Here is a 16,764-nt window from a genome sequence, read left to right as displayed (position 1 = left end):
CACCCCGGCTGCACCACCCCCGCCGGCTGGGCCGACCTCGACCACGTCATCGCCCACGCCCACGGTGGCGCCACCGCCTGCCAGAACCTGTGCTGCCTGTGCCGCCACCACCACCGGCTCACGACCTCCGCCCCCGGCTGGACCCACACCCTCGACGACGACGGCGTGCTCACCGTCATCACCCCCAGCGGCGTCACCCGCACCACCCGCCCACCGGGCTACCGCGTCCTCACCACACCACCGCAACCACCACCGGACCCCGCGAACCGGCACCCCGACCCGGACGACGACCCACCACCGTTCTGAGCCCTCCGGGCAACCCGTCACGCACCGAAGGTCTGCAGGCGTACCTGCGGGTCTGCGACGGCGCCTACCCCCAGTAGAGCCGAAAGCCCACGCGCCGCCGTCCGTCCTCGGTCAGCGTGGACATGTCGACGATCTGCCGTGCCTGCTCGTCGACCGGGTCGTCCGAGAGCAGCTCCAGGTACCGCCGGTGCTCCGCCAGCGAGGCGACCGCCGTCTCGACCTGGTCGCTGACGTCCACCTCGTGCGGCGGGTCGGTCAGCTCCCCCACCGCGATGTACTGGACGCCCGACCACCGCTCCTCGGTGAGCTCCGGGAAGATCCACTCGTTGCCCGCGTCGGCGACGGCGTCGAGCACGGACTGCCCCAGGGCCTGGTGGTCGGCCGAGTTGAGGTAGGCCGGTGACACTCCGGGCGGGGTCCACGTCGGCCCGAAGTACCCGGTGACGACGAGCTCGGGCCGGTGCCGCCGGATGGCCCCGGCCAGGTCGCGGCGCAGCTCGGGCCCGGCGACCAGCACGCCGTCCCGGTGGTCGAGGAACTCGACCTCGGTGACCCCCACGACCGCCGCCGACCGCCGCTCCTCCTCCTCGCGCAGCGGCCCGGCCTCCGCCGGGGGGATGCCGGCCATCCCGGCCTCGCCCCGGGTCGCCAGCAGGTAGTGCACCTCCTTGCCTGCGGCCGTCCAGGTGGCGACGGCGGCAGCGAGGCCGTACTCGATGTCGTCGGGGTGGGCGGCGACGACGAGAGCGCGCTGCCAGTCGTCGGGCATCCGGGTGGGCGGCATGCGCAGAGTCTGCCCGGCAGTCAGCGGCCGCGGGCCACCCGGAACGCCGCGGCGACCATCAGCACCTGCAGGGGCAGTCGCACCACGGCCGCGGCCAGCACCGGCGGTCTCCCGCGCGCGAGCCGGAGGTGGTGCAGGTGCGCGGGTACGAACGCCACCAGCAGCGCCGCGGCCGACCAGCCCCCGGCCCGCCGGCTGCGCGGGCCGGCGAGGAGGGTCGCGGTGCCGATCTCGGCGATCCCGCTGGCCAGCACCCAGGCGCGCGCCGCCCCGAGTTCCGGCGGCACCAGCCACTCGTAGGTCCGCGGGCGCGCCAGGTGCAGCACCCCCGACCCGCCCAGCAGGGCCCCCAGCCACGTCGCGCTCGCCGGCTTCCGCACCGGCCCACCGTAGGGTCACCCGCCGTGGACGCCCTCGACCTGCTCCTGGTGGCCGTGGTGGGTCTCCTCGCCGGCGGCGTCAACTCCATCGCCGGCGGCGGGTCGCTGATCCTCTTCCCCACGCTCGTGGCGCTCGGGCTGGGCACCGTCGAGGCGAACGTGACCAACTCCGTCGCCCAGTGGCCGGGCTACCTCGGCGGCGTGGCGGGTTTCCGCCCGGAGTACCGGGGCCAGCGCCGCCGGCTCGTCCGGTTCTCGCTGGTGGCCGTACTCGGTGGCACCGCGGGCAGCATCCTGCTGCTGGTGCTGCCCTCGGCGGCCTTCGACGTCGTCGTCCCGGTCCTGGTCCTGCTGGCCAGCCTCCTGCTAGCGGTCCAACCCCTGCTCACCCGCCGGCTCCGGCGGCACGAGCAGGGGCACCGGGCCCGGGACCCCTGGTGGCTGTTCGCCGCGCTCTTCGCGGCGACGGTCTACGGCGGCTACTTCGGCGGGGCGCTGGGCGTCATCCTGGTCGGCGTCCTGGGCCTGGGCCTCGGGCGGCTCAAGCTGGCCAACGCCCTCAAGTCGGCCGTCTCAGCGGTGACGGCCACCGTCACCCTCGTGGTCTTCGGCCTCTTCGGGGACGTGCACTGGTCGGTCGTGGCGGTCGCCGCGCCGGCGACCCTGGTCGGGGGCTTCCTCGGGGCCCGGATCGCCACCCGCATCCCGGCCGCACCGCTGCGCGTCCTCATCGTCACCGTCGGCGTCGCGGTGTCGGTCTACCTGTACCTCCGCACCTGACGGGCGGCGCCCGCCCCGGCGCGCGGGTCAGCGCAGGTGGGCGGTGTCGTTCAGCAGCCGCACCGACGAGCGACCGTCGGAGGACCAGGCCACCGTGCACAGCGAGGCCGCCTCGAGGAACACCCGGTGGACGACGTCGTCCCCCACACCGAGCCCGGCGGCGAGCAGCAGCTTGATCGGCGTGACGTGGCTGACCACCAGGACCGTCCGCCCGGCGTGCCGGGTGAGGATGCGCTCCCGGGCCCCGGCCACCCGGCGGCCCACGTCGGCGATCGACTCCCCGCCCGGGGCGGCAACCGTCACGTCGGACATGAAGCGGCGCACCGCCAGGGGGTGGCGGGCCCGCGCCTCGTCGGAGGTGAGCCCCTCGAGGTCGCCGAAGTCCAGTTCGACCAGGTCGTCGTCGAACTCCACCGGCAGGCCCAGGCGGGCGGCCACGATCTCGGCGGTCTCCCGGGTGCGGCGCAGCGGCGAGGCGACGACGACGTCGATGCCCAGCTGCGCGGCCCGCTCCCCCGCCGCCTCTGCCTCCGCCCGCCCGGTGCGCGACAGCGGCAGGTCGTTGCGGCCGCTGAACCGGCGCTCCGGGGTGTGCTCGGTCTGCCCGTGCCGGAGGAGGTGGGTGACGGTGGTGACGACGGGGGCCGGTCCGGCCGTCGGCTGGACGTCGTCCTCGGCGACGCTGGGCTCGGCGGCGGCGTCGCGGTGGACCGGCCTGCCGTCCATCGCGCTGTTGGCGAGCGCATCGGCCGCGCCGTTCTGCGCGCGCGGCACCCACGTGTAGCGGACACCGCCCAGCTTCCTGGCGATCGCGCGGGCCTGCAGCGCCAGCTGCTGCATGTCGGGGTGCTTGATCTTCCAGCGCCCCGACATCTGCTCGACGACGAGCTTGGAGTCCATGCGGACCTCGACCTCGGCGGAGGCGTCGAGGTCCAGCGCCGCCTGCAGCCCGGCGACCAGCCCGCCGTACTCGGCGACGTTGTTGGTGGCGCGCCCGACCGACGCGGCGCGCTCGGCCAGCACCCGCCCGGTGTCCGCGTCGCGCACGAGGGCCCCGTAGCCGGCCGGCCCCGGGTTGCCCCGGGACCCGCCGTCGGCCTCCACGACGAACCGGCGGCTCACAGCCCGGACTCGGCGGTGCGCACGAGGATGCGCCCGCAGTTCTCGCAGCGGACGACCTCGTGCGGGTCGGCGTTGCGGACGGCCGCCAGCTCCCGGCCGTTGAGCTCGATGCGGCACCCCTGGCACTGCCGGGCGCGCAGCATCGCCGCGCCGGTCGTGCCGGTCTGCGTGCGCACCCGGTCGTACAGCGCCAGCAGCGGCGCGGGGAGAGCACCGGCGACCGCGGCGCGCGCGCTCTCGTGCCTGCTGGTGCCGTCGGCGATGTCGGCGAGCGCGTCGTCACGCAGCTGCTCGGCCCGCTCCAGCTCACCGCGCGCCTGCTCCCGCGCCTCCAGCGCCGCCCGCAGCGTCGCCTCGGCGCTCTCCAGGCGCTCCATCAGCTCGAGCTCCTGGTCCTCCAGGGTGGACTGGCGCCGGGCCAGCGACTCCAGCTCCAGCTGCAGGCTCGTCGCCTCCCGTGCGCTGATCCCGCCGGCGTCCAGGCGCTGCTGGTCGCGGGTCGCGCGCTGCCGGACCGTCTCGACGTCGGCCTCCAGGCGGGCCACCTCGCGCTGCAGGTCGCGCACCTCGGTCTCGGCCCGGACGACGTCGTCGGCGAGCGTCCGCTCGGTCTCCGCCGCGGCCTCGACGGCGGCGGCCTCCGGCAGCGTCCGCCGCCGGTGCGCGAGCTGGGTCAGGGCGACGTCCTCCGCCGCGAGCTCCAGGAGCTTCTGCTGTTCGAAGTGGTCGACCTTCACCCCGCCAACCTACCCGTGGCCCGGTCGCGGCCCGCTCACCGCAGCGCCAGCTCGGCCTCCACCGCGGCGACGGCGGCGTCGGGCGCGGGCAGCCCCCCGGAGGCGAGCACGACGCCGTCCACCACGAGCGACTCGACGGCCATGCCGGCGCGCACCGAGCGGCGCAGCCCGGCGCCCCGGAGCCCGCGGCGGCGTCCGGCCCGCACCAGCTCCGGGACCAGCCACAGCCAGTTCGACGGGGAGACCACCTCGATGGCGACGTCGGCGGGGAGCCGGGCACGCAGCGCGCGGTAGACGTCGCCGACGGCGTCCGCCGGCGGGGCGTGGCGGTGCGAGCCGCCCTCGTCGAAGGGCCGGACGTCCCCGCTGCAGCAGCCGCCGGACCCAGCGGCCGCGCGCGGGCCGCGGACGAGGACGACCCGCTTCACCTGCGGTCGCCCCGGTCCGGCCCGCCGACCGGGCGGTCGGACACCGCGTCGTCGGGGTTCGCCCGGGCCACGACCGACTCCCGCCCGCCACCGGTCCCGCCGGCGTCCACGGTCGCGGGCCGCTCCCGCCGCGCTGCGAGGAGCGCGATCACCGCCTCGACGATCAGCCAGACCGCCAGCACGAAGATCAGCGCGTCCAGCGGCGCGAGCACCCACTGCTCGTCGCGGACGAAGTTGCGCAGGTTCACGATGAGCGCCCAGGTGGTCATCGCCAGCAGGAACACCAGCGGGACGAGAGCGGCGAGCGGGTTGCGGCCGCGCCGGGTGATCCACACCGCGATCACCGAGAGCGCGAGCCCGGCGGTGAGCTGGTTGGTGGTGCCGAACAGCTGCCACAGGACGCCGAAGGTGTAGCCGGCCTCCCCGCCCCCGGGGAGCAGCGCCATGCCCAGCGGGATCAGCACCGCGATCGTGGTCGCCACCGTGAGGTTGCGCGACAGCACCCGCGCCCCGATCAGCTCACCGATCTCCTGGACGACGTAGCGCTGCAGCCGGACACCGGTGTCCATGGTCGTCGCCGCGAAGCTGATGACGACGACGGCGGCGAAGATCGTCGCGATGTCGAGCGGGATCGCCAGGTTGTTGGCGAACTGCGCGACGCCGTTGACGAAGTTGCCGGTCGCGCCGCTGGAGGCCGTGGCGAAGTCGGGGTAGAGCGCCTCCCAGTCGGCCTGCGAGGCGGCGACGCCGGCCGTGGCGGCCAGGACGGCGCCGGTGGCCAGGGAGCCCTCACCGACGGCGCCCATGTAGCCCACGTACCGCGCGTCGCTCTCCTTGTCCAGCTGCTTCGACGTCGTCCCGGACGAGACGAGGGAGTGGAAGCCGGAGATCGCCCCGCAGGCGATGGTGATGAAGAGGAAGGGGAAGAAGCTCGGCGAGCCCGCGGGCACGTCGTTGACCACGGGCGCCTGGATGGTGTTCATCCCGACGATGACGCCGAGCGCGATGACGCCGAGGGCGATGAACAGCTGGTGGCTGTTGATGTAGTCGCGCGGCTGGAGCAGCACCCACACCGGGATGCGCGAGGCGATCCAGGTGTAGGCGAAGAGCAGCACCACCCAGACGTTGCGGGTCTGCTCCACGCCGAGGGCGTCGGCGAGCCCGTCGAGGGAGATGGGGAACGCGTTGCCGACCAGGATCAGCGCGTACAGCACGAGCACGCCCGCGATCGACGGCAGCAGCGCCGACGAGCGGGTCCGGTAGATGTAGACGCCGATGGCGATGGCCAGCGGGATCTCCAGCACGATCGGGATGACCGCGCCCGGGTTGGCGACGAACAGGTTGCCGATGACGACGGCGAAGACCGCGTTCACCAGGGTGAGCAGGAAGAAGATGATCGCCAGGAAGAGTTTGCGCGCCCGGCCGTTGATGACCTCTCCGGCCAGGGTGCCGATGCTCTTGGCCTTGTGCCGCACCGAGACCGCCAGGGCGCCGAAGTCGTGCACGCCGGCGGCGAAGACCGTGCCCAGCACGATCCAGGTCAGCGCCGGGCCCCAGCCCCAGAAGACGGCGATCGCCGGGCCGACGATCGGCGCGGCCCCCGCCACCGAGGTGAAGTGGTGGCCGAAGAGCACGTGCTTGTTCGTCGGCACGAAGTCGTTGCCGTCGTTGAACTCGTGCGCGGGGGTGACGAACGCCGGGTCCAGGGCGTACACCTTCCGGGCCAGGTAGCTGGAGTAGTACCGGTAACCGAGGAAGAACAGCACCCCGACCACGGCGGCCACGACGAACGCGGGCACGGCGAACCCCCAGGTCCACGGGCGGCCTCGTCGCCGCCGTCGGAGGGAGTAGACATCCAGGCGATGGACACCACAAGTCTGGCCTCCGTCCACGCCGCAGGCGTGGCCGAACTGTTGTGGACCGTGCCCGGCGGGCCCCCGGGTGCCGCCGGCGTCGTCCCCCTGGTCCTCGGGGGCCGGGCGGCCGTCGCGCTGCCCTGGGCGCAGGTGGGCACCGCCCGCGCAGCGGCCGCCGCCGGCTCCGCCGCGCTCGTGCTCTCCGACCCGCGCCTCACCGGGTCGCGGTGGTCGCCCCTCGCGCTGACCGGCCGGCTGACCCTGGTCGAGGACGGCACGGGTGAGCTGTTCACCGAGGACCTGCTGGACCAGGAGCTGCGCAAGCACCCGCCGTCCCGGGCCCTCGCCGACTCCCACATGCTCCGCCGCGAGCACTGGTGGTACCTGCCGCGCCTGGTGCTGGTCCTCGACGCGGAGGTCGCCGTTCCCGTCGACCGGCGCGAAGGGCCGGCCGACGCCGTCCTCGGGGTCGACGACGGGGGGCTGCACGTGCGGACGGTGCGGGTCGCCGACTGGGACGCCGAGCCGCTCGAGCTGCGGGGCGGACCGGGCGAGGTGGACGGCCCGGCGGTGCTGGTCGGGCAGGAGCTCTCGGTGCCCGACGTCGAGCGCTGGACCGTGCACACCACCACCGGCCGCTACGCGGGCGGCCGGGTGATCGGCGTCCGCCCGGCCGCGACCCGGCAGCTGGAGCCGGTGCCCGGCCTGCTCGCGCGGATCCGCCGGCAGCGCTCGCTGGAGCGCACCTGCGTGCAGGCCCTGCGCGCGGCCGGCCACGGCTGAGCCGACTCAGCCGGATCAGCCCGCGCGGTGGGTCCAGGGGTCGGTCCGCGCCGCGGCGACGGCGACCTCGACGGCGCCGTCGAGATCCCGCCGCAGCCGGTCCGCGGCCACCGGCAGCCAGGGCCACTCCGAGGCCCAGTGCGCCACGTCGCACAGCGCCGGTCCGGGCACCTCGCGCGCGTCGGACACGGGGTGGTGCTTGAGGTCGCTGGTCAGCAGCACGTCGGCACCGGCCGCGGCGGCGGCACCCAGCAGCGAGCCACCGCTGCCGCCGCAGACCGCGACGGTGGCGATCCGCCGGTCGGGGTCCCCGGCGGCCCGCACACCACCGGCCGTGGCCGGCAGCGCCGCCGCCGCGTGCTCGGCGAAGGCACGCAGCGTCATCGGCTGCGGCAGCCGGCCGACCCGGCCGAGCCCCGCGCTGGGGTCCGCGGACGAGAGCTCCAGCGGCACGGCGTCCTCGAGCCCGAGCGCGCCGGCCAGCGCGTCGTTGACCCCGCACCCCGGGGCCCGGTCGGCGTTGGTGTGGGCGACGAACAGCGCGGCGCCGGCCCGGACCAGCCGGTGCACGAGCCGCCCCCGCGGGTCGTCGGCGGGCACGCCGTGCACCGGCGTCAGGAACAGCGGGTGGTGGGTGACGAGCAGCTGGGCGCCGGTCGCGACCACCTCGTCGACGACGGCCGCCGTGGGGTCCACCGCGAACAGCACCGAGCGCACCGGCTCCGTGGGATCCCCGCACACCAGGCCGACCGCGTCCCAGTTCTCGGCGAGCGCGGGGTCGTAGCGGGCGTCGAGGGCGGCGAGGACCTTCCCGAGCTGCACGGTCACGGCTGGTCAGCGTAGGCGGGGCGGCGCGCCACCGGTCCGCCGGAATGCCAAGCTTCCGCCGTGGGAGAGCGGCGACGTCGGGAGCGGTCGCTGCGGGCCCCGGCCTGGCTGGAGGAGCTGGTGCGCACCACTCCCCCGCCGGTCCCGTGGCGCGACGTCGCCCGGTTCGCCGTCTCCGTCCCCGCGCCGCTGGCCCTCGCCGTCGCGGTGGGCGGCGCGCTGGAGGCGGGCAGCACGCTCGGCGCGGGGGTCTTCGGGACCATCGGTGCGCTGGCGGCGAGCCTCGCGCCGCAGCCGGGGCCGCTGCGCGAGCGGCTGCGCCGGATCGCCGCCGCCACGCTGTTCGGCACGCTGGGTCTGCTGGTGGGCCAGTTCGCGAGCGGCGGCGGCTGGGAGCCGGTGGTCGTCATCGCCGCCCTGTCGGCGGCCGCCGCGCTGATCAGCGCGGTGAGCGCCACGCTCTCGCTGGGGGCGCTGCAGCTGCTCGTCTACACGGCCCTCGCCTCCGGGCTGGTGACCCCGCTGCCGGCCGCCGCCGAGGTCGGCTTCTTCCTGTGCGGGGCGGCGTGGGCGACGGTGACGACCCTGGTGCAGGCCGGTACCGAGCCGCTGGACCCCGACCGGTCGGCCGTCGCGGTGGTGTTCACCCGGATCGGCGAGCTGCTGGCTGCGGTGGGCAGCGAGGCGGCGCCCGAGGCCCGGCGGGCGCTCACGGCGTCGCTCAACGGCGCGTACGACCGGGTGATCCGCAGCCGCAGCCGGTCGCCCGGGCGGAGCCGCGAGCTCTCCGAGCTGGCCGGGGTCCTCAACGCCGCGGCTCCGCTCGTGGAGGGCGCGGTCGCCGCTGCGCGCGCCGGCGTGCCCGCCGACCCGCTGGACGTCGCCGCCGCGCACTCCCTGGCGGCGGCGGTCTCCGGCAGCGGGCAGCTCACCGACCAGCGGCCGCCCCCGCTGGAGCAGGGGCACCCCGCGGTCCGGGCGGTGCGCCACGGCGTGCGGCTGGTGTGGAACGTGGTCGGCGACCCCGAGGAGCGGGCCGGCGCCGCGGCCGCGGCCCCCCGGCCCGACCTGCGCACCCGCCTCCACGACCTGGGCGACCGCACGCTCGCCAGCGCCGACGCCCGGGCCTTCGCCGTCCGCCTCGCGCTGTGCATGACGATCGCCGAGATCGCCCGCCAGTACCTGCCGATCGAGCGCCCGTACTGGGTCCTGCTCACCGTCGCGATCGTCCTGAAGCCCGACTTCGGGTCGGTCTTCACCCGCGCGGTGCAGCGCGGCGCCGGGACGCTGCTGGGCGTGCTGCTCGGCTCGGCGCTGCTCGCGGTGCTCCCCCGCGACGGCTGGGTCCTGCTGGCGCTGGCGGGCTCGGCCGCGGTGCTGCCGTGGGCGCGCAACGCCAACTTCGGGCTGTTCTCGGTGTTCCAGACGCCGCTGATCATCCTGCTGCTCGACCTCGCCATGCCGGGCGGTCCGGGGCTCGTGGGCGCCCGCCTGCTGGACACCCTCATCGGCTGCGCGATCGTGCTCGTGTTCGGCTACCTGCTGTGGCCGCAGACCTGGCGGGCCCCGCTCGACGAGGCGCTGGGCGAGGCCGCGCGCGCCCTGGACGCCTTCGTGGCGGCGGCCTTCACCGGAAGCCCGACGGAGCGCCGCCGCGCCCGCCGGCGGAGCTACCGCGCGCTCACCGAGCTGCAGACCCAGCTCCAGCGGCGCCTGGCCGAGCCGCCGCCGATCAGCACGCGGGCCGCTGCCTGGTGGCCGGTGATCGTGCAGCTCGAGCGCACCTCCGACGCGGTCACCGAGGCGGTCATCGCCAGCCGCGGCGGGGAACCGGCGCCCGACCTGGCCCAGGTGGCCGTGCTGCGCCGGGCGATCCGCGGGCTGGAGGAGGACGTGCGCAGCGCCGCCCTGCCCGACGACGCGGAGCTGCACGCCGAGGGGGTGCTGGCCCCGGTGGCCCGCGAGGTCGACGCCGCCCGCCGCCTGGTGCGGGAGGCCGCCCCGGGGCGCCGCGGCGGGCACTGAGCCCGCACCTCCCCGGTTGCGCCCCCCGCCCAGGGGCCCTGGGATGGCGCCGTGGCCGGCGACCCCCCGCTCCTGACCCTGCCCCCGCTCGACGGACCGCCCCCACCGGGCTCCCGGACGGTGACCACCGACGACGGCGTCGACCTGCACGTGGAGTTCGACGGGTTGGCCGGGGGCGGTGGGGCGGGTGGACCCGGCAACGCCCCGCTCACCGTCGTCCTCTCGCACGGCTTCACGGCGCGGCTGGCCGAGTGGGAGCCGCAGCGCCCCGCGCTGCGGGGCCGGGCCCGGCTCGTCCTGTGGGACCAGCGCGGGCACGGCCGCTCCGGCTGGACGCCGCTCACCCGGGCCACGATCGACCGCACCGGCCGTGACCTCGGCCAGGTCCTCGACGCCGTCGCCCCGACCGGGCCGGTGGTGCTGGCCGGCCACTCGATGGGCGGTATGAGCATCCTGGCGCTGGCGCGCCAGCGCCCGGAGCTGTTCGGCACCCGCGTCGTCGGGGCGTTCCTGCTCGCCACCTCGGCCGGCGGGCTGGTGGGCGGGCTCACCGGGTTCCTCGTCGCGGTGCTGCGCCGGTTGCGGCTGCTGCGGATCTACCTCTGGCTGCTGCAGCGGCTGGCCCCGGCGCTGGAGCGGCGGCGCCGGCGCGGCACCTTCCTCGGCCGGCGGGCCATCCGGCGGCTGCTCTTCGGGCGGGACGACGCCGACCGGCGCTCCGTGCGGATGGTGCAGCAACTGCTGGAGGAGACACCGCTGCCGGTGACCATGGCGTTCTACGCGACCTTCCTCGACCACGACGAGGCAGAGGCGCTGGAGGTCCTCCGCCGGGTGCCGGTCACGGTCGTCGCGGCGACCCACGACCGGCTCACCCCGGAGGCGCACGGCCGGCGGATCGCCGAGGCGGTGGGCCGGGGCGCCGAGCTGACCGTCGTCCCCGGGGCCGGGCACAGCGTCAACCTGACGCGCCCCGAGGTGGTGAACCGCGCGTTCACCGATCTGCTCGACCGCGTGGAGGTCGAGCAGCGCGAGGCCGGTTGACCGGATGCGGTCCCGGGCAGGGACGATGTGGCCGCCGCCACACGATCGATGTGCGTGCACGTACGAGCACACCTAACGTCGGCGGCTCCGAACCGTGACGGCCGAGGAGGCAGACGTGGACCGCATGAGCGCCCTCGACAGCGGGTTCTACTTCGCCGAGAGCGAGAACACCCCCATGCACGTGGGGTCGGTGGCGGTGTTCGAGGGCCCGGCCCCCACCTACGGCGACGTCGTGCGCCTGCTGCTGAGCAAGCTGCCGCTGGTGCCCCGGTACCGGCAGCGCGTGCGCGAGGTGCCGCTGCAGCTCGGGCGGCCGATGTGGGTCGACGATCCCCACTTCCAGATCCTGTACCACGTGCGGCACACCGCCGTCCCCTCCCCGGGCGGGGACGAGCAGCTGCGCAACCTGGCCGGCCGGGTGCTCGGCCAGCGCCTGGACATGGCCAAGCCGCTGTGGGAGCTGTGGCTCGTGGAGGGCCTCGCCGACGGGCGCTGGGCGCTGATCTCCAAGGTGCACCACTGCATGGTCGACGGCGTCGCCGGCACCGACCTGATGCAGCTGATGTTCGACCTGGACCCCGACGCCACCCACGACGACCCCCGCGACTGGACGCCGCGGCGCGACCCCTCGGCGCTCTCCCTCGTCGCGGGCGCGGTCACCGAGGCGGCGACCCAGCCGCTGCGGACGCTCACCTCGCTGCCCACGGTGCACGGCGCCGTCCGCAACGTGCGGGGCCTCACCGAGTCCGGCCGCACCCTCGCCCGCACCGTGCCCTCGCTGGCCAAGCAGGCGATCACGCCGACGGCCCGGTCGCTCAACGGGCACATCGGCCCGCACCGGCGCTGGGCGTGGACCCAGGGCCGGTTCGAGGAGTTCCGGACCGTGCGCACCGCGCTGGGCGGCACGGTGAACGACGTCGTCCTCACCGCCATCACCCGGGGCTTCCGCGACCTGCTCAAGGGCCGTGGTGAGCTGTCCTCGGAGAACCTGGTGGTGCGGTCGATGGTGCCGGTGTCCGTGCGCTCGCATCAGCAGCGCGGCTCGCTGGACAACCGGGTCTCCGCCGTCTTCGTCGACCTCCCCGTCGGCGACCCGGACCCGGCGTCCCGGCTGCGGACGATCCGCGGCCAGATGGACGAGTACAAGAGGGCGATGCAGGCCGTCGACGTCCCCTCCATCATCTCGACGGGCGACTTCGTGGCCCCGACGCTGCTCTCCCTGGGTGTGCGCGCCGCGATGCAGGCCGGTCAGATGTGGTGCCAGGCGGTGACGACGAACGTCCCCGGCCCGCGCGTGCCGCTCTACGTGCTGGGCAAGCGGATGTGCTCCGCGCACGCCTACGTGCCCATCGCGGGCGGCACCCGCTGCTCCATCGGGATCTTCAGCTACCTGGACACCATGACCTTCGGCATCAACGCCGACTTCGACGCCTTCCCCGACGTCGACGTGCTCTCCGGCGGGATCCGCCGCGGCATCGAGGAGCTGCTGGAGCTGGCCCGGGCGGCGGAGGCCACTCCCCCGGTGGACCAGCCCACCGGCGGGAAGCCGACGACCTCGGCAGCCGCCCGGTGAGCCCGGCGAAGAAGCGAGGGGGCCGTACCCGCGGGCTCACCGTCGCCGTCACCGGGCCGACCGGCACCTTCGGCGCCGGCCTGGTGCCGCTGCTCCAGGAGGACGATCGCGTCGAGAGCGTCATCGGGATGGCCCGCCGGCCGTTCGACCCGGCCGAGCGGGGCTGGACGAAGATGACGTACCGGCAGGGCGACGTGCGCGACCCCGCGGCGCTGCGCGAGGCGTTCGCCGGCGCCGACGTCGTCGTCCACCTGGCGTTCCTCATCACCGGCAACGCGTCCCGGCAGACGACCCGGGCGATCAACGTCGACGGCACCCTGAACGTCTTCCGCGCGGCGGCCGCGGTCGGCGCACGGCGCTTCGTCTACGCCTCGTCGGTCGCCGCCTACGGCTTCCACCGCGACAACCCTGAGCTCATCCCCGAGGACTGGCCGGTGCGGCCGGCGTCACGGCTGTTCTACGCGCAGGAGAAGGCCGAGCTCGAGCAGCTGCTCGACGAGGAGTCCGCGGCCGCGCCGGAGCTCGACCTGTACCTGCTCCGCCCACCGGTCGTGCTGGGCCCGCAGGCCGTCGGCGGTAAGGACGTGCTGCCCGGCCCGCTCGCCCCGGTGGGGCGTCGCCTGTTCGGCCGGCCGCGGCGGCTGCCGGTCCCCGTGCCGCTGCTCGTCCCGCAGCACCCGCTCCAGTTCGTGCACCAGGACGACGTCGGGCAGGCGCTCCTGCTGTGCGTGCTCGGGGCCGGCCCGCCCGGGGCCTACAACATCGCCGGCGAGGGCGTCCTCACCGCTGCCGACGTCGCCCGGGAGTTCGGGGCGTTCGCCATCCCCCTGCCGGCCGCGCCGGCGCAGGCGGCCGCCCGCGCGTTCTCCCGGCTGCCGTTCCTGCCGCCCGCGGCGGAGTGGGTGGAGGCGGCCAGCCGGCCGGCGATCATGGACACCACCCGCGCCCGCGAGGAGCTGGGCTGGCGACCGCGCTACACCGGGCTGGAGGCGCTGCGGGACACGCTCCGCCCCGGCAACGGGAGCTAGGCCCGGGGCCCGGTGAGCTGCGCGTCCCGCAGCCAGTCCCCCACCTCGGCGACCAGCCGCTCCGGCTCCTGCAGCTGCGGCACGTGCCCGACGCCGGACCACTCGGCGTAGCGCCACGCGGGGTGCCGCCGGGCGATGTCGCGGGCCGCCTCCACGGGCACCAGCCGGTCGCGGTCGCCGTGGACCAGCAGCACCGGGACGTCGATCGAGGCCATCGCGGCCCGGTAGCGGCGCGGATCGGCGAGCACGCGCAGCAGCGAGCGGGCGGCGGCGAGGAAGGCGCGGTCCATGCCCTGGACGTCACGCCGCTCCTCCAGGAGGGTCACCGACCGGTCGATGACGTCGGGGGGCACCCGTCCGGCGTCGACGCCCACCAACTCCAGCATCTCGTGCACACGGGCCAGGGCCGACGTCCGCTGCCGCCGCCACCACAGGAACCGCTCGCCGACGAAGGGGATCGCGTACAACGCGAACATGACCGCCACCCGGGGGTCCAGCGCGCGCCGCGACCCGGGGACGGCGGGGTCGAGCAGCACCAGTCCCCGGACCGCCTCGGGGTGCTCCCCCGTCTCGAGGATGGAGATCATGCCGCCCATCGAGTTGCCCACGAGCACCGCCGGCTCCCCCACCACCTCGGTGAGGAAGCGGTGCAGGACGGCGACGTTCGCCGGCACGCTGGCCGTGCGCCCACCCGGCTCGCTCCGCCCGAACCCCGGCAGGTCAAGCGCCAGCACGCGACCGTGGTCCCGCAGCGCCGGCGCGACGAGGTCCCAGTTCAGGTGCGAACCGCCCAACCCGTGCACGAGCACCACCGGCGGCCCGTCGTCCGCGCCCCCGAAGTCCAGGTAGTGCACCGGCCCCCCGAGGTCCACCGTGCGGCTCCGCCCGGGCGTCCCGTCCTCGCGCATCCTGCCTCCTCCGTCGTCGTCCGTACGGTGGCACGTGCTGCCGGCGGGTCCCCCACCGCCCCTGCCCGGCGCAGGACGAACGCCGACGGCCGCTATGACGCAGGACACAGTTCGGCAACTCCTGCCCGCGCGTTCCGGGCCCGCAGGTGTGAGCCAAGCCGCATCTTGGTAGAGCCCTTGCACCAACGGACGGCAGCCAGGAGGACGACGTGGCACGACAGCAGGGCGATGGTCCGGCGCTCCCGCTCTACCTGAGCGAGCCCACGCGGGCGTTCGCGGACTACGGCCTCTACCTGGCGGCCCGTCCGCTCACCCAGCGGTTGCCGAAGGGCGACGGCCACCCGGTGCTGGTCCTCCCCGGCCTGCTCGCCGACGACACCTCGACGCGGGTGCTGCGGGCGACGCTGCGGCGGCTGGGCTACCGCGTGCACGGCTGGGGGCTGGGACGGAACATCGGCCCCACCGCGGTCTGCGTCAACGGGATGCGCGACAAGCTCGACTACCTGCACAACCGCTACCGCCGCGAGGTCTCGGTGATCGGCTGGAGCCTCGGCGGCATCTTCGCCCGCGACCTCGCCCGCCAGTGCCCCGACGCGGTGCGCCAGGTGATCACGCTGGGCAGCCCGTTCCGCATCGAGCGGCACACCCAGACCCGGGCCTCGAAGGCGTTCGACCGCTTCGCGCACCTGCACGTGGAGCAGCGGGAGTTCCCGCTGGAGCCCGAGGGCTGCCCGCTGCCGGTGCCGGCGACGTCGATCTACTCCCACTACGACGGGATCGTGCACTGGCAGACCTGCCTGAACACGCCCGGCGAGCGCTGCGAGAACATCGCGGTCACCGCGAGCCACCTCGGCATCGGGCACCACCCCGCGGCGCTGTGGGCGATCGCCGACCGGCTGGCCCAGCCCGAGGGCGAGTGGACCCCGTTCAGGGCGCCGGCGTTCCTGCGCCCGGCCTTCCCCAAGCCCGCCGAGCCGGCGGCGCGCGGCCCGGTGGGAGCCGCTGCCGCCTGAGGGGCCCGCAGACCGGACCTCCGCCCGAGCGCTCGCCGGCGACGGCACGGGGTGGGCGCGACAGGGTTCGAACCTGCGACCGCTCGCTTGTAAGGCGAGAGCTCTACCGCTGAGCTACGCGCCCGGCGCGTCCAGGGTATGGGCCCGGGACGCCCGGCCTCAGGCCGCGAGCGCGGCGACGGCGTCCTTCCAGCCGGACTGCTCGCGGGCGTCGCCGGGGCCGTTGACCTCGGCGAAGGCGATGACGCCCTCGGCGTCGACCAGGAAGGTGCCGCGCAGCGCCATGCCGGCCTTCTCGTTGAACACGCCGTAGGCCTGGGCCACGGCACCGTGCGGCCAGAAGTCCGACAGCAGCGGGAACTCGAGGCCCTCCTGCGCCTTGAACGCCTTGAGGCTGAAGACGGGGTCGGTGCTGATGGCCAGCACCGTCACGCCCGCGTCGGTGTAGTTCGCCAGCTCGTCGCGCAGCTGGCAGAGCTCGCCGGTGCAGATGCCGGAGAAGGCGAAGGGGTAGAAGACCAGCAGCACCGGGGTGCCGCGGAGATCGGCCAGGGACACGACCTGCTTGTCCTGGTCGGGGAGGCTGAACTCGGGCGCGCGGTCACCGACGGAGAGGCTCATGCCGCCCATGCTGCCTCAGCGGCGGCTGCGGGCCGCCTTGGGGGTGACCAGCCGGATCCCCGACCAGTCCTTGGCCGCGGAGATGCTGCTGGTCTGGGAGAGCCCGGCCGTGGGCGCGACCTCGGTGACGTCACCCGGCTCGACGTGCCCGGGCCGGCCCGACTTCGGCACCAGCAGCCAGACGACGCCCTCGTCGGCCAGCGAGGTCAGCGCGTCGGTCAGGGCGTCGAACAGGTCACCGTCGTCCTCACGCCACCAGAGGATGACGACGTCGGCCACCTCGTCGGTGTCCTCGTCGACCATCTCGCTGCCGGAAGCCTCGACGATCGAGTCGCGCAGGTCCTCGTCGGCGTCCTCGCTCCAGCCGAGCTCCTGCACGACCATGCCCGGCTTGATGCCCAACCGGGCCGCCATGCCGGTGCTGTCGACGCTCATCCCTGCTGCTCCTCCATGGGTCGGCCTGTTGCTGGCCTGGTGTGGGGTGGACGGTGCCCGGCCGGGCCGGCGACCGCGCGGGAACGCGTCACGGGCGGACCGAGCGGGCGGAGGAC

At 75.3% G+C, this 16,764-nt stretch carries 18 protein-coding genes and 1 tRNA gene; 8 read left to right on the top strand and 11 right to left on the bottom strand.

Annotated features, from left to right (window positions below):
• Nucleotides 1–306 (top strand): HNH endonuclease signature motif containing protein (locus ACI79W_RS18450; RefSeq protein WP_456563546.1); only part of this gene is annotated, 306 nt, incomplete at its 5' end.
• Nucleotides 307–370: 64 nt separating this feature from the next.
• Here ACI79W_RS18450 and ACI79W_RS18445 read toward each other — a convergent pair.
• Complete coding sequence (locus tag ACI79W_RS18445) at nucleotides 371–1,090, bottom strand: PIG-L deacetylase family protein (RefSeq protein WP_456563545.1); 720 nt, start codon at nucleotides 1,088–1,090, stop codon at nucleotides 371–373.
• A gap of 20 nt (nucleotides 1,091–1,110) precedes the next feature.
• The gene (locus ACI79W_RS18440; protein WP_456563544.1) at nucleotides 1,111–1,470 is read right to left on the bottom strand and encodes a DoxX family protein; all 360 of its coding nucleotides are present in this window, start codon (nucleotides 1,468–1,470) and stop codon (nucleotides 1,111–1,113) included.
• A gap of 24 nt (nucleotides 1,471–1,494) precedes the next feature.
• On the opposite strand from ACI79W_RS18440, the gene ACI79W_RS18435 reads away from it, so the two are divergent.
• Nucleotides 1,495–2,250 carry a sulfite exporter TauE/SafE family protein gene (locus ACI79W_RS18435; RefSeq protein ID WP_456563543.1) on the top strand — a complete coding sequence of 252 codons (756 nt, stop codon included), beginning with the start codon at nucleotides 1,495–1,497 and terminating at the stop codon, nucleotides 2,248–2,250.
• Between the two features lie 27 nt (nucleotides 2,251–2,277).
• Here ACI79W_RS18435 and ACI79W_RS18430 read toward each other — a convergent pair whose 3' ends face one another.
• The 4 genes from ACI79W_RS18430 to ACI79W_RS18415 are packed head-to-tail and all read right to left on the bottom strand — an operon-like array spanning nucleotide 2,278 to nucleotide 6,336.
• On the bottom strand, nucleotides 2,278–3,372 hold the full coding sequence (locus ACI79W_RS18430) for a bifunctional RNase H/acid phosphatase (protein WP_456563542.1): 1,095 nt from the start codon (nucleotides 3,370–3,372) through the stop codon (nucleotides 2,278–2,280).
• Complete coding sequence (locus tag ACI79W_RS18425) at nucleotides 3,369–4,109, bottom strand: zinc ribbon domain-containing protein (protein ID WP_456563541.1); 741 nt, start codon at nucleotides 4,107–4,109, stop codon at nucleotides 3,369–3,371. Before ACI79W_RS18425 ends, ACI79W_RS18430 begins: the two co-directional genes overlap by 4 nt.
• Nucleotides 4,110–4,144: 35 nt before the next feature.
• The gene (locus ACI79W_RS18420; RefSeq protein WP_456563540.1) at nucleotides 4,145–4,537 is read right to left on the bottom strand and encodes a hypothetical protein; all 393 of its coding nucleotides are present in this window, start codon (nucleotides 4,535–4,537) and stop codon (nucleotides 4,145–4,147) included.
• Nucleotides 4,534–6,336, bottom strand: a complete 1,803-nt coding sequence (locus ACI79W_RS18415; protein WP_456563539.1) for a carbon starvation CstA family protein — start codon at nucleotides 6,334–6,336, stop codon at nucleotides 4,534–4,536. Before ACI79W_RS18415 ends, ACI79W_RS18420 begins: the two co-directional genes overlap by 4 nt.
• Nucleotides 6,337–6,399: 63 nt before the next feature.
• Here ACI79W_RS18415 and ACI79W_RS18410 point away from each other — a divergent pair, with 63 nt between their 5' ends.
• The gene (locus tag ACI79W_RS18410; RefSeq protein WP_456563538.1) at nucleotides 6,400–7,176 is read left to right on the top strand and encodes a hypothetical protein; all 777 of its coding nucleotides are present in this window, start codon (nucleotides 6,400–6,402) and stop codon (nucleotides 7,174–7,176) included.
• 15 nt (nucleotides 7,177–7,191) lie between these two features.
• Here ACI79W_RS18410 and ACI79W_RS18405 read toward each other — a convergent pair whose 3' ends face one another.
• Entirely contained in the window at nucleotides 7,192–8,004 is an 813-nt protein-coding gene (locus ACI79W_RS18405) for a Nif3-like dinuclear metal center hexameric protein (RefSeq protein WP_456563537.1), read from the bottom strand.
• A 60-nt stretch (nucleotides 8,005–8,064) separates the two neighbouring features.
• On the opposite strand from ACI79W_RS18405, the gene ACI79W_RS18400 reads away from it, so the two are divergent.
• From ACI79W_RS18400 to ACI79W_RS18385, 4 genes are all read left to right on the top strand, one after another.
• On the top strand, nucleotides 8,065–10,029 hold the full coding sequence (locus tag ACI79W_RS18400; RefSeq protein ID WP_456563536.1) for an FUSC family protein: 1,965 nt from the start codon (nucleotides 8,065–8,067) through the stop codon (nucleotides 10,027–10,029).
• Between the two features lie 51 nt (nucleotides 10,030–10,080).
• The gene (locus ACI79W_RS18395; protein ID WP_456563535.1) at nucleotides 10,081–11,070 is read left to right on the top strand and encodes an alpha/beta fold hydrolase; all 990 of its coding nucleotides are present in this window, start codon (nucleotides 10,081–10,083) and stop codon (nucleotides 11,068–11,070) included.
• A gap of 124 nt (nucleotides 11,071–11,194) precedes the next feature.
• Nucleotides 11,195–12,643 carry a WS/DGAT/MGAT family O-acyltransferase gene (locus ACI79W_RS18390; RefSeq protein WP_456563548.1) on the top strand — a complete coding sequence of 483 codons (1,449 nt, stop codon included), beginning with the start codon at nucleotides 11,195–11,197 and terminating at the stop codon, nucleotides 12,641–12,643.
• The gene (locus ACI79W_RS18385) at nucleotides 12,640–13,671 is read left to right on the top strand and encodes an NAD-dependent epimerase/dehydratase family protein (RefSeq protein ID WP_456563534.1); all 1,032 of its coding nucleotides are present in this window, start codon (nucleotides 12,640–12,642) and stop codon (nucleotides 13,669–13,671) included. Before ACI79W_RS18390 ends, ACI79W_RS18385 begins: the two co-directional genes overlap by 4 nt.
• On the opposite strand, the gene ACI79W_RS18380 is transcribed toward ACI79W_RS18385, so the two are convergent.
• Nucleotides 13,668–14,579, bottom strand: a complete 912-nt coding sequence (locus ACI79W_RS18380) for an alpha/beta fold hydrolase (RefSeq protein WP_456563533.1) — start codon at nucleotides 14,577–14,579, stop codon at nucleotides 13,668–13,670. The two genes, ACI79W_RS18385 and ACI79W_RS18380, sit on opposite strands and share 4 nt — an antisense overlap.
• A 209-nt stretch (nucleotides 14,580–14,788) precedes the next feature.
• On the opposite strand from ACI79W_RS18380, the gene ACI79W_RS18375 reads away from it, so the two are divergent.
• The gene (locus tag ACI79W_RS18375; RefSeq protein ID WP_456563532.1) at nucleotides 14,789–15,592 is read left to right on the top strand and encodes an esterase/lipase family protein; all 804 of its coding nucleotides are present in this window, start codon (nucleotides 14,789–14,791) and stop codon (nucleotides 15,590–15,592) included.
• Between the two features lie 52 nt (nucleotides 15,593–15,644).
• Here the strand turns inward: ACI79W_RS18375 and ACI79W_RS18370 are convergent.
• From ACI79W_RS18370 to ACI79W_RS18360, 3 genes are all read right to left on the bottom strand, one after another.
• Nucleotides 15,645–15,716 (bottom strand) — tRNA-Val (locus tag ACI79W_RS18370).
• A 35-nt stretch (nucleotides 15,717–15,751) separates the two neighbouring features.
• Nucleotides 15,752–16,213 (bottom strand): peroxiredoxin, encoded by a 462-nt coding sequence (locus tag ACI79W_RS18365; protein ID WP_456563531.1) that lies wholly within the window; start codon nucleotides 16,211–16,213, stop codon nucleotides 15,752–15,754.
• Nucleotides 16,214–16,228: 15 nt separating this feature from the next.
• Nucleotides 16,229–16,648 carry a DUF3052 domain-containing protein gene (locus tag ACI79W_RS18360; protein WP_456563530.1) on the bottom strand — a complete coding sequence of 140 codons (420 nt, stop codon included), beginning with the start codon at nucleotides 16,646–16,648 and terminating at the stop codon, nucleotides 16,229–16,231.
• Between the last annotated feature and the right edge of the window lie 116 nt (nucleotides 16,649–16,764).

The organism is Blastococcus sp. SYSU DS0533 (assembly GCF_054050775.1).
Note: the sequence above shows the minus strand (reverse complement) of the source record. Positions and strands in the feature narration are given on the sequence as shown.